The following is a 17,318-nucleotide window of genomic DNA, read 5'->3' on the forward strand; positions in this document are numbered from 1 at the left end:
CCAGCTCACCCTCGGCGACCGCACCCTCGATCAGCCCCGGCGCGGACTCCCCCGCGCCAGTGCGTCGAGGCCGCGCAGCAGGTCGTCCCGGCCGTCCGCGACGAGCACCGCGCGGTGGTCGAGCGCGGCGCGGCCGGTGACCAAGGTGTGGGCGACGTCGGCCGGTGCGAGGTCGGAGTGCGCGGTCAGATGGGCGTGGAGCCGCTCGGCCTGGGCCCGCAGGGCGTCGGTGCCCTTGGCGGAGAGCGCGTACGGCAGCACATCGGAGCCGCCCCGCTCGGGCTCCTCCGCCACCGGTTCGGCCGTGATGGCCGGGGCCTGCTCGATGATGGTGTGGGCGTTGGTGCCGCTGATGCCGAACGAGGACACCGCGGCACGGCGCGCGCGGCCGGTCTCGGGCCACTCCTGCGCCTGCGTCAGCAGCGCGATGTCCCCGGCCGTCCAGTCGACGTGCGGCGACGGCTCGTCCACGTGCAGCGTCTGCGGCAGCACACCGTGCCGCATCGCCATCACCATCTTGATGATGCCCGCGACACCGGCCGCGGCCTGGGAGTGGCCGATGTTGGACTTGATGGAGCCGAGCCACAACGGCCGCCCCGCGTCCCGCTCCTGACCGTAGGTGGCCAGCAGCGCCTGCGCCTCGATCGGGTCGCCCAGCGTCGTACCGGTGCCGTGTGCCTCGACCACGTCCACATCGCCGCTGGTCAGCCCGGCGCTGGTCAGCGCCTTGCGGATGACGCGCTGCTGGGACGGGCCGTTCGGCGCCGTCAGACCGTTCGACGCACCGTCCTGGTTGACGGCCGAGCCGCGCACGACGGCCAGCACCTGGTGGCCGTGGCGCCGGGCGTCCGACAGCCGCTCCACGAGCAGCATGCCGACGCCCTCGCCCCAGCCGGTGCCGTCCGCACCGGCTGCGAACGCCTTGCAGCGGCCGTCGGCGGCCAGGCCGCCCTGGCGGCCGAACTCGGTGAAGTGGCCGGGCGTCGTCATCACGGTGACACCGCCCGCGAGCGCCATCGTGCACTCGCCCTGGCGCAGCGCCTGGATCGCCCAGTGCAGCGCCACCAGCGACGACGAACACGCCGTGTCGACGGTGACCGCCGGGCCCTCAAGACCGAGGGCGTAGGCGATACGGCCGGACATGACGCTGCCCGCGTTGCCCGTCATCACATGGCCCGCGACCTCCGCGCCGGCCTGCTCCAGGCCCGCGTCGTAGCCGCTGTAGGCCGCCCCCACGAACACGCCGACGGAGCGGCCACGCAGCGAGTCGGGGTCGATCCCGGCGCGCTCGAACACCTCCCACGACGTCTCCAGCAGCAGCCGCTGCTGCGGGTCCATCGCGAGGGCCTCACGCGGCGAGATGCCGAAGAACGAGGCGTCGAAGAGGTCCGCGTCGTGCAGGAAGCCACCGGCGCGGGCGTAATCGGACGGGGCCGCGTCGGCCTCGTCGCCGTCCGCCGCCCACTGGCTCTCCCAGTTGCGGTTGACGGGGAATCCGGTGATGGCGTCCGAGCCGGTGGCCACGAGCTGCCACAGGTCCTCGGGCGAGCGGACGTCGCCGGGGTAGCGGCAGCCCATCGCGACGATGGCGATCGGGTCGTCGGCGAGGGAGGCGGCGGTGGCGGGGAGCGCCTCCGCGTGCTCGGCCTCGGCCCCGTCGACGTCCGGGCCGATGAGTTCGGCGCGCAGATGGTCGGCGAGGACGGTGGGGTTCGGGTGGTCGAAGACGATCGTGGAGGGCAGCTTGAGCCCGGTGGCGGCGGAGAGCCGGTTGCGCAGTTCGACGGCGGTGAGCGAGTCGAAGCCCAGCTCCTTGAAGGCGCGGCGGGCCTCGATGGCGTCGGCGGAGGCGTGGCCGAGGGCCGTGGCCACATGGCCGCGGACGAGGTCGAGCAGCGTCCGGCGGCGCTCGTTCGGGGAGAGCGCGTGCAACCGCTGGGCCAGGGACGAACCGGCGGCCGGCGCGCCCGCGGCGGTGCGCCGGCCGGTCGTGCGGATCAGCCCGCGCAGCAGCGCCGGGACCGGGCCGGATCCGGCGGCGGAGCGCAGTGCCGCGAGGTCGAGCCGGGCCGGGATCAGCAGGGTCCGGCCGGTGCGGCGGGCGGCGTCGAAGAGCGCCATGCCCTCGTCGTCGGTGAGGGCGCCCATTCCGCTGCGGGCCAGCCGCAGCAGATCGGTCTCGGTCAGATCGCCGGTGATACCGCCGGACTGGGCCCACAGGCCCCACACCAGCGAGGTGGCGGGCAGGCCCGCCGCGTGGCGGTGGGCGGCGAGCGCGTCGAGGAAGACGTTGGCCGCGGCGTAGTTGGCCTGGCCCGCGCCGCCCAGCGTGCCCGCGATGGCGGAGAACAGCACGAACGCGGACAGGTCGAGGTCGCGCGTCAGCTCGTGCAGGTTCCAGGCCGCGTCCACCTTCGGACGCAGCACCCGCTCCAACTGCTCGGGCGTCAGGGCGGCGGCCGTGCCGTCGTCCAGCACACCGGCGGTGTGCACGACGGCCGTCAGCGGATGCTCGGCCGGAATGGCGGCCAGGGTCGCGGCGAGGGCGTCGCGGTCCGCGGTGTCACAGGCGGCGAGGGCGACCTCGGCGCCGCGCTCACGGAGTTCGGCGGCCAGCTCGGTGGCGCCGTCGGCGTCCGCGCCACGGCGGCTGGTCAGCAGCAGGTGGCGTACGCCGTGCTCGGCGACCAGGTGGCGGGCGAGCAGCCGGCCCAGGGCGCCGGTGCCGCCGGTGATGAGCACGGTGCCGTCGGCGTCGAACGCCGGGGCGGCCTGCGTGTCGTTGTCCGGCGCCGAGGCGCGGGCCAGCCGGGGCGCGAGGGCCCGGCCCGCGCGCAGGGCGAGCTCCGGCTCCCCGGTGGCCAGGGCGTCGGAGAGCGCGTCGGCGGAGGTGTCAGCGGTCTCATCAACGTCCACGAGGACGAAGCGGCCGGGGTTCTCGGTCTCGGCGGAGCGCACCAGACCCCACAGCGGCGCGTGCACCAGATCGGTGACGCCCTCCTCGGCATCGGCGGCCATCGCGCCCCGGGTGACCACCACCAGGCGCGCATCGGCGAACCGCTCGTCGGCCAGCCAGTCCCGCACCAGGGCCAGCGCACGCCGCGCCTCCCGGTGCGCGGCCTCGGCCACGTCCTCGTCCGGGCCGCCGGGTGCGGGCGCGAAGGACGCGAGGACCAGCTCCGGGGCGGCGATGTCGCCCGCCTCGACGGACGCGCCCAGCGCGGCCAGGTCGGGGGCGGAGGCGGCGGCCACTGCGGCCGGGACAAGACCGAACGGGTCCTCGCCCAGGGCGATACGGCGGGTGGCGGCATCCGGACCGGCGGAGGTGGCCTGCGGGGCCACCCAGTCGAGCCGGAACAGGCTCTGCCGCGCCACGTCCGCGTCGCCGGTGAGGTCGTCGGGGAGCGGACGGCAGCGCAGGGCGTCAACGGCGGCGACCGGCTCGCCCGTGGCGTCGGCGAGCGCCAGGGTCACGGTGTCGGTTCCGGCGGGAGCGATCCGTACGCGCAGCGCGGACGCGCCCTCGGCGTACAGCCGGACGCCCTGCCAGGCATCGGTCAGTTGGGCGCCCTCACGGCCGTGGAGTGCGTGCAGGGCGGCGTCCAGCAGCGCCGGGTGCACGGCGAACTCTTCGGCGCCGGGCTTGGCGTCGTCGTCCAGCCGGACCTCGGCGAAGAGTACGTCCCCGCGCCGCCAGGCGGCCGTGAGCCCCTGGAACCCCGGCCCGTGGCGCAGCCCGGCCTCGGTCAGCCGGGCGTAGAGCGCGTCGGGCTCGATCGCCTCGGCGGCGGTCGGCGGCCACTCGGCCAGGTCGAACGACGGGTTGGGGGCGCCGGAGGCGAGCGCACCGCTCGCGTTCCGCACCCACGCCGTGTCGGCGGCGGCGTCCTCCGGACGGGAGGAGACGGTGAACGGACGACGCCCGGCGTCGTCCGGCGCACCGGCGGTGACCTGCAGCCGGACGCCACCGCGTGCGGGCAGCACCAGCGGGGCGTGCAGGGTCAGCTCATCGAGCAGATCGCAACCGACCTGGTCACCGGCCCGGACGGCAAGCTCCACAAACGCCGAGCCCGGGACCACCACCGCATCCCGGACCGTGTGATCGGCCAGCCACGGATGGGTGTCGAGGCCGAGTCGTCCCGTGAAGACGAGCCCATCGGACTCCGCCAGCGGCACCGCCGCACCCAGCAGCGGGTGTCCGGCCAACTCCAGCCCGACGGCGGCCACATCACCCACGGACGCCGCACCCGGCTCCAGCCAGAACCGCTCGTGCTGGAAGGCATACGTCGGCAGGTCGACCCGAACCGCGCCGGTCCCGGCGAAGTACGCGGCCCAGTCCGGCGCCACGCCACGGACGTGGGCCCGGGCGACGGCCGTGGTCAGCGCCTCGGCCTCGGGACGGTCCTTGCGCAGCCCGGAGAGGAACGCGGCGTCCTCGCCGGTCGCGCAGTCCTGGGCCATGGCGGTGAGCACACCGTCGGGGCCCAGCTCGATGAAGGTGGAGACGTTCTGCGCCTCAAGCGTCCGTATGCCATCGAGGAAACGGACGGCCTCGCGGACGTGACGCACCCAGAAGTCGGCGGTCGTGATCTCCTCGGCGGAGACGACATTCCCGGTGAGGTTGGAGACGATGGGGATGCGCGGGGCCTCGTACGTCAGCCCCTCCGCCACCTCACGGAACGCGTCCAGCATCCCGTCCATGCGCGGGGAGTGGAAGGCGTGGCTGACCGTGAGCCGCTTGGTCTTACGGCCCCGCGCCTCGAAGCCCGCCGCAATCGCGACAGCCTCGTCCTCATCACCCGCGATCACCACGGAAGTGGGCCCGTTGAGCGCGGCGATCGACACCCGCTCGGTCAGCAGCGGCGCCACCTCGTCCTCGGACGCCTGCACCGCGATCATCGCGCCGCCGGCAGGCAGTTCCTGCATCAAACGGCCACGCGCCGCCACCAGCTTCGCCGCGTCCGCCAGCGACAACACACCCGCCACATGCGCGGCCGCCAGCTCACCGATCGAATGCCCCGACAGGAAGTCCGGCTTCAGACCCCACGCCTCAACGAGACGGAACAACGCCACCTCAACCGCGAACAACGCCGGCTGAGTGAACCCCGTCTGATCCAGCGCCTCGGCGTCATCCCCGAACAACACATCCCGCAGCGGCCGCTCCAGATGCGCGTCCAGCTCCGCGCACACCGCGTCCAGCGCCTCCGCGAACACCGGATACGCCTGGTAGAGCTCACGCCCCATCCCCAGCCGCTGACTCCCCTGCCCGGTGAACAGGAACGCCACCTTGCCACCGGCCACCGAGCCCTCGACCACACCCGGCGCACCACGGCCCTCGACCAGGGCACCCAGACCAGCGAGCAGCCCATCCCGGTCCTCGGCCACCACCACCGCACGGTGTTCAAAGGCGGACCGCCCGGTCGCCAGCGAGAACCCCACGTCCACCGGACGCAGCTCGCCACCCGCCTCCACATGCGCGACCAGCCGCTCGGCCTGGTCCCGCAGCGCGGCCGCGCCCCGCCCCGACAGCACCCACGGCACCACAGCCGGAACCACGACAGGAGCCGAAGCAGCCTCCGCCGCTTCGGCTTCCGGCGCCTGCTCGATGATGGTGTGGACGTTGGTCCCGCTCACACCGAACGACGAGACGCCCGCCCGGCGCGGCCGGCCGGTCTCGGGCCACGGCCGCGCCTCGGTCAGCAGGGACACCTCTCCCGCCGACCAGTCGACATGCGGGGTGGGCTCGTCCACGTGCAGCGTCCGCGGCAGCACCCCGTGCCGCATCGCCATGACCATCTTGATGATGCCGCCGATACCGGCGACGTTCTGGGTGTGGCCGATGTTCGACTTCAGCGAGCCGAGCCACAGCGGCCGCCCCTCCGGCCGCTCCTTGCCGTAGGTGGAGAGGAGGGCCTGTGCCTCGATGGGGTCGCCCAGCGTGGTGCCGGTGCCATGGGCCTCCACCGCGTCCACGTCGGCGGGGGTGAGACGGGCGTTCTCCAGGGCCTGCCGGATGACGCGCCGCTGCGAGGGCCCGTTCGGCGCGGTCAGGCCGTTGGAGGCGCCGTCCTGGTTCACGGCGCTGCCGCGCACCACCGCGAGCACCGGGTGACCGTTGCGCCGCGCGTCCGACAGCCGCTCGACCAGCAGCACCGCGACACCCTCGGACCAGCCGGTGCCGTCCGCCGAGGCGGCGAAGGACTTGCAGCGGCCGTCGGCGGAGAGTCCGCGCTGACGGCTGAACTCCACGAACACATCCGGGGAGGACAGCACGGTCGCGCCCGCCGCCAGCGCCAGCGAGCACTCGCTCTGCCGCAGCGCCTGGACCGCCAGGTGCAGTGCGACCGAGGAGGACGAGCAGGCGGTGTCGATGGTGGCCGCCGGGCCCTCGAGCCCGAAGGCGTAGGAGAGCCGCCCGGAGGCGACGCTGGAGGCGGTGCCGGTGAGCAGATGGCCCTCGACACCCTCCGGGAGGTCGTACTCCCCCGCCCCGTACGCCTGCGTGGACGCGCCGACGAACACGCCGGTGCGCGAGCCGCGCATGGTGTCCGGGTCGATCCCGGCCCGCTCGAACGCCTCCCAGGAGGTCTCCAGCAGCAGCCGCTGCTGCGGGTCCATGGCGAGCGCCTCACGCGGCGAGATGCCGAAGAAGCCCGGGTCGAACCGGCTCGCGTCGTACAGGAAGCCGCCCCCGCGGGCGTAGAACGTGCCCTCGCGCTCCGGGTCCGGGTCGTACAGCGACTCGATGTCCCAGCCGCGGTCGGTGGGGAAGCCGGAGATGGCGTCCTGGCCGTCCGCGACGAGCCGCCACAGCTCCTCGGGGCTGCCGACGCCGCCGGGGAACCGGCAGCTCATGCCGACGATCGCGATCGGTTCCCGGGACGCGTCGGTGAGCTGCTGGTTCTGCTTCCGCAGCCGCTCGGTTTCCTTCAGCGAGGCCCGCAGCGCATCAACGAGCTTTTCGTTGGGGGTTGTCATCGTGTACTCCGTGCTTGGGCCCGCGTCAGGAATCGTTGCCGTCGAGGCTGTCGAGGTCGAGCGCCATGTCGATGAGGTGCTGGACGTCCATCTCGTCGATGGACTCCGCCTCGTCCTCGACGCGGCTGGGATCGGAAGTGGCTGCTTGTGGATCGGCCAGCCGGAGCAGCGTGTCCAGCAGCCCCGCCTCCCGGATCCGGCCCATCGGGATGGTGGCCAGGGTGCGGCGCAGCTCGGCGTCCTGCGGATCGGTGTCCACATGGGCGGGGGCGTCGCCGGGGCCGTGGCCCGGTCCGTCCGGGATCAGCTCGGTCAGCAGATGCTCGGCGAGCGCGGCCGGTGTCGGATAGTCGTAGACCAGGCTGGCGGGCAGCTTGAGGCCGGTGGTCGCGCCGAGCCGGGTGCGCAGTTCGACCGCGGTGAGCGAGTCGAAGCCCAGCTCGCTGAAGGCGCGTCCGGCCCCGACCTCGTCGGCGGAGGCATGGCCGAGGGCGGTGGCCACATGGCTGCGGACCACCTCCAGCACCGCGTCCTTACGGTCGGCCACGGCCAGTCCGGCGAGCCGCTCGCGCAGCGCGGAGGCGCCGTCGGCCGCCGCCGGGTCCGCCGATCCGCCCTCGGCGCCGCCCCGCAGGGCCTTGGCGACCTGCGGCAGATCGTCGATCAGCGGGCGGGGGCGGGCGGCGGTGAAGGCCGGGGCGAAACGCTCCCAGTCGACATCGGCCACCGTCACGGCGGTCTCCTGGCGGGAGAGCACCCGCTGGAAGGCGACCATGTTCAGCTCCGGTGCCATCGGCGGCAGTCCACGGCGGCGCAACTGCTCCTCCGCGTCGCCCTCGGCGGCCATCCCGCCCTCCGCCCACGGGCCCCAGGCCACGGAGGTGGCGGTGAGACCGCGGGCCCGGCGCTGTTCGGCCAGCGCGTCGAGGAAGGCGTTTCCGGCCGCGTAAGCGCCCTGGCCACCGCTGCCCCACACCCCGGCGATCGAGGAGAACAGCACGAAGGCGTCCAGCTCGGCGGCCTCGCCGAAGAGGGCGTCGAGGTGGACCGCCCCGGTCGTCTTGGCCGCCACGATCCGGGCGAACTCGGGGAGTTCGGTGGCGGTGCCGGGCTCCTGGGAGATCCCGGCCGAGTGCACCACGGCGCGTACCGGGGTGCCGTTGGCCGCCAGCTTCTCCACGAGCGCGGCGAGCGCGTCGCGGTCGGCCACATCGCATGCCTCGACGGTCACGGCGGTGTCGGTGCCGGACAGTTCGGCCACGATCTCGGCCGCGCCCGGCGCGTCGGGGCCCCGGCGGCTGAGCAGCACCAGGCGCTCCGCGCCGTGGTGGGCCAGCCAGCGGGCGACATGCCGCCCCAGGGCGCCGGTGCCGCCGGTCACCAGCACGGTGCCGCGCGGTGTCCAGGGCTCGGCGGCGGCGGTGGCCGCGTCGCGCGGGGCCGGGACGAGGCGGCGTACGAAGACCCCGGTGGCGCGGATCGCCACTTGGTCCTCGTCGTCGGCCCCGGCGAGCACGGCCGCGAGCCGGCCCAGCGCCCGCTCGTCCACTGTCTCCGGCAGGTCGACCAGACCGCCCCAGCGCTCGGGCTGCTCCAGGGCGACGACCCGGCCGTAGCCCCAGACCTGGGCCTGGGTGGCGCTGTCCAGCCGGTCGGCGCCACCGGTCGCGACCGCGCCCCGGGTGACGCACCACAGCCGCGCCGGGGCGTCCTCGCCGCGCAGCGCCAGCGCCTCGGCCAGCGCACCGGTCAGCGCGAGGCCGACCGGCACCGCCGGATGCTCCGGGTGCGGGCGCTCGTCCAGCGCCAGCAGGGAGAGCACTCCGGCCACCGGGCCGTCGGCCGTCGCCTGGGCGAGGCGGTCGGCCACGGCCGCGGGGTCGGTGTCCGCGGCGTCCAGTTCGACGCTGACGATCCGCACCCCGCGCCGCGTCAGATCCTCGGCCACGGCGGTGATCCGCGGGTCGTCGGCGTGGTGCGCGGGGACGATGGTCAGCCAGGTGCCGGCCGGGGCCGGGGAGCCCGACGGGCCCTGCGGACGCGGCTTCCACACCACGTTGTAGAGGTGGCCATCGGCGGCGGACCGCTCGCGCTGGGCACGGCGCCACGTCGACAGGGCGGGCAGCACCGCGCTGAGCGGCTGGTCGCCCTCGACCCGCAGCTCGGTGGCGAGCGACTCCCAGTCCTCGCGCTCCACGGCCTCCCAGAACCGCGCGTCCACCGCGTCCACCGCGCCCTCGGCCGGGGACCCGGCCTCCAGGGCGAACTCCGGCCAGTAGCGGCGGCGCTGGAACGCGTAGGTCGGCAGGTCGACGCGCTGTGCGCCGGTCCCGGCGAAGTACCCGGACCAGTCCACCTCGGCGCCCCGGACATACGCCTGGGCGAGCGCGGTGGTGGCGGTCTCGGCCTCGGGACGGTCCTTGCGCAGCGCGGCGGCGAAGCCCGCCACCTCGGCGTCGCTGACGCACTCCTGGGCCATGGCGGTGAGCACGCCGTCGGGGCCCAGCTCCACGAAGGTGGTGACGCCCTGGGCTTCCAACGCCCGTACGCCGTCGAGGAAGCGGACCGCCTCGCGGACGTGGCGCACCCAGAAGTCGGGGCTGGTGATCTCCTCGGCGGAGACGATGGCGCCGGTGAGGTTGGAGACGATCGGGATGCGCGGGGCCTCGTACGACAGACCCTGCGCCACCTCACGGAACGCCTCCAGCATCCCGTCCATGCGCGGCGAGTGGAACGCGTGGCTGACGGTGAGCCGCTTCGTCTTACGACCCTGCGCCTCGAAGCCCGCCGCGATCTGCAGCACCGCGTCCTCGTCACCCGCGATGACCACCGACGTCGGCCCGTTGAGCGCGGCGATCGAGACGCGCTCGCCGAGCAGCGGCGTCACCTCGTCCTCCGACGCCTCGACGGCGATCATCGCGCCACCGGCGGGCAGCTCCTGCATCAACCGCCCACGAGCCGCCACCAACTTCGACGCATCCGCCAGCGACAACACACCCGCCACATGCGCGGCCGCCAGCTCACCGATCGAATGGCCCGACAGGAAGTCCGCCTTCAGCCCCCACGCCTCCACCAGCCGGAACAACGCCACCTCGATGGCGAACAGTGCGGGCTGGGTGAAACCGGTCCGGTCGAGCGCCTCGGCGTCGTCCCCGAACAGCACGTTCTTCAAGGGCCGTTCAAGATGGGCGTCCAGCTCCGCGCAGACCGCGTCCAGCGCCTCGGCGAACGCCGGATAGGCGTCGTACAGCTCACGCCCCATCCCCAGCCGCTGACTGCCCTGCCCGGTGAAGAGGAAGGCCAGCTTGCCACCGGTCACCGAGCCCTCGACGAGCCCCGTGGCGTCGCGCCCGTCGGCCAGCGCCGCGAGCTGCTCGCCGAGGAGGCCGCCGTCCCGGCCGAGCACCACGGCCCGGTGTTCCAGGGCGGCGCGGGAGGTGGCCAGCGAGTAGGCGAGGTCGAGCGGGCGCGGACCGTCGGCGCCGGTCTCCCCGAAGGCGTCCACGAAGGCGTCCACGGTGGGGCGCAGCCGTGCGGCCTGGGCCCGTAGCGCGTCCTCGGTACGGCCCGAGACGGGCCAGGCGAGGACGGGCAGGGACCGCTCCGGAGCGGTCGTGGCGACCGTGTCCATCGCCGGGGCCTGCTCGATGATCGCGTGCGAGTTGGTGCCGCTGAAGCCGAACGACGACACGCCCGCGCGGCGCGGACGGCCGGTCTCCGGCCAGGGCCGGGCCTCGGTCAGCAGCTCGATGTCGCCCGCCGACCAGTCGACGTGCGGGGTCGGTTCGCTGACGTGCAGGGTCCGCGGCAGCACACCGTGCCGCATCGCCATGACCATCTTCATGATGCCGGCGGCGCCCGCCACGGCCTGGGTGTGGCCGATGTTGGACTTCACCGAGCCCAGCCACAGCGGCCGGTCCTCGGGCCGGTCCTGACCGTAGGTGGCGAGCAGCGCCTGCGCCTCGATCGGGTCGCCCAGCGTCGTACCGGTGCCGTGGGCCTCCACGACGTCGATGTCGGTGGCCGACAGACCGGCGTTGGCGAGGGCCTGGCGGATGACGCGCTGCTGGGAGGGGCCGTTGGGCGCGGTCAGACCGTTCGACGCGCCGTCCTGGTTGATGGCGGTGGAGCGCAGGACGGCGAGCACCGGATGGCCGTTCTTGCGCGCGTCGGAGAGCCGCTCCACCAGGAAGAGGCCCACGCCTTCGGCCCAGTTGGTGCCGTCCGCGTCACCGGAGAACGCCTTGATCCGGCCGTCGGCGGCCAGTCCGCGCTGTCGGCTGAACTCCAGGAAGGCGCCCGGAGTCGACATGACCGTGACGGCGCCGGCCAGCGCCATCGAGCATTCGCCGTTGCGCAGCGCCTGCGCGGCCAGGTGCAGCGCCACCACCGACGACGAGCAGGCCGTGTCGATGGTGACCGCCGGGCCTTCGAGCCCGAAGGCGTAGGAGAGCCGCCCGGAGGCCACGCTGGAGGAGTTGCCGGTGCCGAGGTGGCCTTCGAGGCCCTGCGGCTCGTTCAGCCACAGCGTCAGATAGTCCTGGTCGTTGGAGCCGATGTAGACACCGGTACGGCTGCCGCGCAGGGACGCGGGGTCGACCCCGGCCCGCTCGAACGCCTCCCAGGTGGTCTCCAGCAGCAGCCGCTGCTGCGGGTCCATCGCGAGGGCCTCGCGCGGCGAGATGCCGAAGAACGAGGCGTCGAAGTCGGCCACGTCGTGCAGGAAGCCACCCTCGCGGGTGTAGCTGGTGCCCTCGAGGTCGGGGTCGTCGCTGTAGAGGGTGGCGAGGTCCCAGCCGCGGTCGGCGGGGAACGGGGTGATGGCGTCGTCACCGGCGACCAGGAGCTGCCACAGTTCCTCGGGCGACCGTACACCGCCGGGGAAACGGCAGCTCATCGCGACGATCGCGATCGGGTCGTCGCGGTCCACCGTGCTGATCACCCGGTCGGGGACGTTTCCGTCGGCCGTGTCCCCGACGATCTCCTCGCGGAGATGGCCCGCCAGGCTGGTCGAGGTGGGGTAGTCGAAGACGAGCGTGGGCGGCAGCCGCAGCCCGGTCGCCTCGCGCAGCAGATTGCGCAGTTCGACGGCGGTCAGGGAGTCGAAGCCCAGGTCCTTGAAGGCCCGGCCCTCCTCGACGGCCTGCGGGCCCGCATAGCCGAGGACGGCCGCCACCTGCGTACGGACCAGGTCCAGCAGCAGCCGGTCCTGTTCGGCCGCGCTCAGCCCGGCCAGCCGCTCCGCCAGCGCGGAACCGCCGCCCGCGGCCGCGTCCACCGCGCGGCGCACCGGGATCCGCATCAGCCCGCGCAGCAGTGGCGCGAGCGCGCCCGCCGCGGCCTGGGCGCGCAGCGCCACGGCGTCCACGCGCATCGGGACCGGCACCGCCTCGTCCGTGGTGAGCGCGGCGTCCAGGAGCGCCAGACCCTCCGCCGGGGACAGCGGCGGCAGTCCGGCGCGCCGCATCCGGCTGATGTCGGCCTCGTCCAGGCCACCGGCCATACCGGCGCCCGCCCAGGGGCCCCAGGCCAGCGAGACGGCCGGAAGGCTCTCGGCGCGGCGGTGTGCGGCGAGCGTGTCCAGGAAGGCGTTGGCGGCCGCGTAGTTGCCCTGGCCGGGGGTGCCGAAGACGCCCGAGGCGGAGGAGAACAGCACGAAGGCCGTCAGGTCCAGGTCGCGGGTCAGCTCGTGCAGGTTCCACGCCGCGTCCACCTTCGGGCGCATGACGTTTTCGACGCGCTCGGGGGTGAGGGAGCCGATCACACCGTCGTCCAGCACACCGGCGGTGTGCACCACCGCGGTCAGCGGATGCTCGGCGGGGATGACGGCGAGGGTCGCGGCGAGCGCGTCCCGGTCCGCCACATCGCACGCCGCCCACGCCACGTCGGCGCCCAACTCGGTGAGCTCGTCGGCGAGTTCGGCGGCACCCGGGGCCTGCTGCCCACGGCGGCTCACCAGCAGGAGGTGGCGTACGCCACGCTCGGCCACCAGATGCCGGGCCACCAGACCGCCCAGCGAACCGGAGGCGCCGGTGACCAGCACCGTGCCCTCGGAGTCGAAGGCAACCGCCGTCGTCTCCTCCGCGACCGGCACCCTGGCCAGCCGCGGGATGCGCGCGACGCCCGCACGGAGGGCGAGCTGCTCCTCGCCCGCCGCCAGCGCGGCCGGAAGCGCCGCGAGCGACGCGTCCTGGCCGTCGGTGTCCAGGAGGACGAAGCGGTCCGGGTTCTCGGCCTGCGCCGTGCGCAGCAGACCCCACACCGCGGACTGCGCCGGATCGCGCACCGGCTCGCCTTCGCCCAGGGTCAGGAACACCAGCCGCGAGGTGGCGAACCGCTCATCGGCCAGCCATGCCTGGGCCAGGCCCAGCGCCTCGGCCGTGACCCGACGCACCGTGCCCGGCACCTCGTCGCCGCCTCCGGTGGACGGCGTCACGAACACGTACTCCGGTACGGCCGCCCCGGACGCCACGGCCTCGCCCAGCGCCGTGAGGTCCGCGTACGCACCGGCACCGGCGGCCGCGAGCCCGAGGGCGTCCGCGCCGAGCACCGCCCACCGGCTGCCGCCGGGCGCGCCGGCGCCCGCTCCGGCCGGGAGTTCGGTCCACTCCACGCGGAACAGCGACTCGTGGTACGCCGCCCGCGCGGCCCGCACCTGCTCCGCCGAGACGGCGCGCAGGACCAGCGAGTCCACGGCGGCGACCGGCGCACCGGCCGAGTCCGCGATCTCCAGCCGGACCCCGTCCGCGCCCCGCAGCACCAGCCGCACCCGCAGCGCCGAGGCGCCGCTCGCGTACAGCGACACACCGCTCCAGGCGAACGGCAGCCGCCCGCCCTGGCTCTCGCCGTCGCCCAGGCCGTCCATGCCGAGCGCGTGGAGAGCCGAGTCGAGCAGCGCCGGGTGCAGTCCGTACGCCTGCGCGTCGGAGGCGGCGGACTCGTCCAGCCGTACCTCCGCGAAGAGTTCGTCCCCGCGCCGCCAGGCGGCCGTGAGCCCCTGGAACACCGGGCCGTACCGCAGACCGCCGTCCGCGAGGGCCGCGTACAGCTCCTCGGTACGGGCCGCCTCGGCGTCCTGCGGCGGCCACGCGGTCAGCGCGAACGACGGCCGGGGCGCGCCCGAGGCGAGCACACCGTCGGCGTGCCGCGTCCACGGCTCCTCGGCCGGGGCGTCCTCCGCGCGGGACAGCACGGTCAGGGACCGCCGTCCGGCGCCGTCGGGCGCGCCCACCGTGAGCTGCAGCCGGACGCCACCGCGTGCGGGCAGCACCAGCGGGGCGTGCAGGGTCAGCTCGTCGAGCAGATCGCAGCCGACCTGGTCACCGGCGCGCACGGCAAGCTCCACGAACGCGGTGCCGGGCAGCACCACCGTGTCCCGCACCACATGGTCGGCCAGCCACGGATGGGTATCCACACCCAGCCGACCGGTGAACACCAGCCCATCGGTCTCCGCCAGCGGCACCGCCGCACCCAGCAGCGGGTGTCCGGCCAACTCCAGCCCCACGGAGGCCACATCACCGACGGACCCGGCGCCCGGCTCCAGCCAGAACCGCTCATGCTGGAAGGCATACGTCGGCAGATCCACCTGCTCCGCGCCCCGACCGGCGAAGAACCCGGCCCAGTCCACCGTCACACCGCGCACCTGCGCGCGTGCCACGGCCGTGGTCAGCGCCTCGGCCTCGGGACGGTCCTTGCGCAGCGCGGAGAGGAACGCGGCGTCCGACGCGGAGTCGGTCACACACTCCTGCGCCATCGCGGTGAGCACACCGTCCGGGCCCAGCTCGACGAACGTGGTGACACCCTTGGCCTCGAGGGTGCGGACACCGTCGAGGAAGCGGACGGCCTCGCGGACGTGGCGCACCCAGAAGTCAGCGGTCGTGATCTGGTCGGCGGACACCACGCCACCGGTCAGATTCGACACGATCGGGATCTTCGGAGCCTCGTACGACAGCCCCTGCGCCACCTGCCGGAACGCGTCCAACATGGCGTCCATGCGCGGCGAGTGGAACGCGTGGCTGACGGTGAGCCGCTTGGTCTTCCGACCCTGCGCCTCGAAGCCCGCCGCAATCGCGACAGCCTCGTCCTCATCACCCGCGATGACGACGGACGTCGGCCCGTTGAGCGCGGCGATGCTGACCCGCTCGGTCAGCAGCGGCAGCACCTCGTCCTCCGACGCCTGCACCGCGATCATCGCGCCACCGGCCGGAAGCTCCTGCATCAGACGGCCACGCGCGGCCACCAGCTTCGACGCGTCGGCGAGCGACAACACCCCCGCCACATGCGCGGCGGCCAGCTCACCGATCGAATGCCCCGACAGGTAGTCGGGCTTCAGACCCCACGCCTCGACGAGACGGAACAGCGCCACCTCGACCGCGAACAGCGCGGGCTGGGTGAAACCGGTCTGGTCGAGCGCCTCGGCATCGTCCCCGAACAGCACGTCCTTCAAAGGCCGCTCGAGATGCCGGTCCAGCTCGGCACACACCGCATCGAGCGCCTCGGCGAACACCGGATAGGCGTCATACAGCTCACGCCCCATCCCCAGCCGCTGACTCCCCTGCCCCGTGAACAGGAACGCCAGCTCACCCTCGGCAACCACGCCCTCGACCAGCCCCGGCGCGGACTCCCCCCGCGCCAGCGCTTCCAGCCCGGACAGCAGCCCGGCGCGGTCCTCGCCCACGACCACCGCGCGGCGCTCCAGCGCCGCCCGGCCGGTGGCCAGCGAGTAGGCCACATCGGTGGTGCCGAGGGCGGGTTCGCGGCCGAGGTGGGAGGCGAGGCGGCGGGCGTTGTCGCGCAGCGCGGCCGCGTTCCCGGCGGACAGGGGCCACGGCAGCACGGTGGCGGTGACCACCGGAGCCGGGGTGGCGTCCTCGTCCGTGGCCGACGGCTCCTCGGCCTCCGGCTCGGGGGCCTGCTCCAGGATGGTGTGGGCGTTGGTGCCGCTCACGCCGAAGGCCGAGACACCGGCCCGGCGCGGCCTGCCGGTCTCGTCCCAGGGACGGGCCTCGGTCAGCAGGGACACCTCGCCCGCCGACCAGTCGACGGTCGGGGACGGCTGGTCGACGTGGAGGGTCTTGGGCAGGATGCCATGGCGTATCGCCATGACCATCTTGATGACGCCCGCGACACCCGCCGCCGCCTGGGCGTGGCCCAGGTTGGACTTGAGCGAGCCCAGCCACAGCGGCCGGCCCTCGGGCCGCTCCTGGCCATAGGTGGCCAGCAGCGCCTGCGCCTCGATCGGGTCGCCCAGCGTCGTACCGGTGCCATGCGCCTCGACGACGTCGATCTCGGCGGCGGACAGCCGGGCGTTCTCCAGGGCCTGGCGGATGACGCGCCGCTGCGAGGGGCCGTTCGGCGCGGTCAGACCGTTGGACGCACCGTCCTGGTTCACCGCGCTGCCGCGCACCACGGCCAGCACCGGGTGGCCGTTCCTGCGCGCGTCCGAGAGCCGCTCGACCAGCAGCACGCCGACGCCCTCGGACCAGCCGGTGCCGTCCGCCGAGGCGGCGAAGGACTTGCAGCGGCCGTCGGGGGCGAGGCCGCGCTGGCGGCTGAACTCCACGAAGACGTCCGGGTTGGGCATCACCGTGACGCCGCCGACGAGGGCGAGCGAGCATTCGCGCTGCCGCAGCGCCTGGGCCGCCCAGTGCAGGGCGACCAGCGACGACGAGCACGCCGTGTCGATCGTGGCGGCCGGGCCCTCCAGCCCGAAGGTGTAGGCGATACGGCCGGAGAGCACACTGGTGGCGCCGCCGGTGAGCAGCAGCCCCTCCAGTTCCTCCGGCGCGCCCGAAACGTCCGAGCCATAGCCCATGGCCGAGGCGCCCACATAAACGCCGGTGCGGCTGCCCTTGACGGAGGTCGGGTCGATTCCCGCGCGCTCGAATACCTCCCAGGAGGTTTCCAGCAGCAGCCGCTGCTGCGGGTCCATCGCGAGCGCCTCGCGCGGCGAAATACCGAAGAACGCGGGGTCGAATTCGGCGGCGCCGTCGAGGAATCCGCCGCCGCTGTTGTAGAAGGTGCCCTTGCGGTCGGGATCCGGATCGGCCAGCCCCTCGATGTCCCAGCCGCGGTCGGCGGGGAATCCGGAAATGGCGTCACCGCCCTCCGCGACCAATTGCCACAGATCCTCGGGCGAACCGATGCCACCGGGGAACCGGCAGCTCATCGCGGTGATCGCGATCGGTTCCTGCGCGTCCGCCTCCACCTCGGTCAGGCGGCGACGGGCCCGGCGCAGCTCAGTGGTCATCCACTTCAGATTGTCGAGGAGCTTCTCTTCGTTCGCGCTAGCCACGGAAACGTCACCTCCTGAGGTCAGTTGAATTGAGGGCGGTCATCAC

At 74.0% G+C, this 17,318-nt stretch carries 2 protein-coding genes; both read right to left on the reverse strand.

Features of this window, described 5'->3' with window-relative positions; genetic code table 11:
- Nucleotides 1-30 precede the first annotated feature (30 nt).
- Nucleotides 31-7,011, reverse strand: a complete 6,981-nt coding sequence (locus tag BLV72_RS51495; protein WP_483153940.1) for a type I polyketide synthase — start codon at nt 7,009-7,011, stop codon at nt 31-33.
- The gene (locus BLV72_RS10955) at nt 7,004-17,272 is read right to left on the reverse strand and encodes a type I polyketide synthase (protein ID WP_093461892.1); all 10,269 of its coding nucleotides are present in this window, start codon (nt 17,270-17,272) and stop codon (nt 7,004-7,006) included. Before BLV72_RS10955 ends, BLV72_RS51495 begins: the two co-directional genes overlap by 8 nt.
- Nucleotides 17,273-17,318: the final 46 nt, after the last annotated feature.

It is taken from the genome of Streptomyces melanosporofaciens (genome assembly GCF_900105695.1).
GTDB classification, from domain to species: domain Bacteria; phylum Actinomycetota; class Actinomycetes; order Streptomycetales; family Streptomycetaceae; genus Streptomyces; species Streptomyces antimycoticus.